The sequence below is a fragment of the Psychrobacter sp. GP33 genome, from assembly GCF_014119005.1.
Taxonomy (GTDB): Bacteria; Pseudomonadota; Gammaproteobacteria; order Pseudomonadales; family Moraxellaceae; genus Psychrobacter.
Genome location: NZ_JACGYX010000024.1, coordinates 1 through 1,334 on the forward strand (window position 1 = coordinate 1; position 1,334 = coordinate 1,334).

The window sequence follows — 1,334 nt, forward strand, 5'->3', positions numbered from 1 at the left end:
GACCCCAGTCAAATCCGCACCGACCTTGAAAGTTTAGAGCATTGGGGCAAGGATTGGACCAAACACTTTGCACCTGCGCCTAGTGCCATCGTCTTTCCAAAGAGCACCGACCAAGTTCAAGCCTTAGTCCTCTTGGCAAATGAGCATCATGTCGTCCTCACCCCCAGTGGTGGACGTACCGGACTATCTGCCGGTGCCGTAGCCGCCAATGGCGAGATTGTCATCAGCATGGACAAGATGAATAAAATCGGCACCTTTTATCCTGCCGACCGGATGGTTGAGATTGAAGCGGGCGTCATCACTCAACAGTTGCAACAGTTTGCAGAATCTCACGACCTCTATTATCCTGTAGACTTTGCCTCAGCAGGGTCTAGCCAAATGGGTGGCAATATTGGCACCAATGCCGGTGGTATAAAGGTGATTCGTTACGGCATGACTCGGCAGTGGATTATGGGCTTGACGGTGGTTACGGGTAAGGGCGATATCTTGCATCTGAATCGCGGTATGGTTAAAAATGCCACGGGTTATGACTTACGCCATTTGTTTATCGGTAGTGAGGGCACATTGGGATTAGTCACTCATGCACAGATTAAGCTTGAGCGTCCACCACAAGACTTAACCGTCATGGTACTGGGTATGGACAACTTCAGTGATGTGATGAATGTGTTGTCGGCTTTTCAAGCGAAGATTGACCTCACCGCCTTTGAGTTCTTTGATAGCGTGGCGATTGATAAGCTAATGGCGCATGGTCAAGTACAAGAGCCGTTTGAATCCCGTACCAGGTTTTATACCTTGTTAGAGTTTGAAGCGCCGTATGAGCCAATCATGGATAAGGCGATGGCAATCTTTGAGCATTGTATGGAACAAGGTTGGGTGGTCGATGGGGTGATGAGCCAAAGCATCGCCCAAGCGCAGGAATTATGGAAGCTGCGCGAGTATATCTCAGAGACCATTTCAGTGTTCACGCCTTATAAGAATGATGTGTCGGTGTTAATCACTCACGTCCCTGCATTTATCAATGATATTGATACCATTGTTAGCAATAACTATCCAGATTTTGAGGTGTGTTGGTTTGGGCACATTGGCGATGGTAATTTGCATCTCAACATTCTTAAGCCAGAAGCTATGAGTAAGGATGATTTCTTTGCGGCCTGTCAGGTGGTCAATAAGTTTGTGTTTGAGACGGTACAACAGTATGGCGGTTCGGTGTCGGCAGAACATGGGGTGGGGATGACAAAGAAGCCGTATTTGCACTACAGCCGCAGTGAAACTGAGATTGCATACCTGAAAGAGATTAAGAAGGTGTTTGATCCGAATAATATTATGAATCGTGG

At 47.5% G+C, this 1,334-nt stretch carries 1 protein-coding gene; it reads left to right on the forward strand.

Annotated elements, in window-relative coordinates:
- Positions 1 to 1,334 (forward strand): FAD-binding oxidoreductase (locus tag H2245_RS11970; protein ID WP_182407638.1); only part of this gene is annotated, 1,334 nt, incomplete at both ends.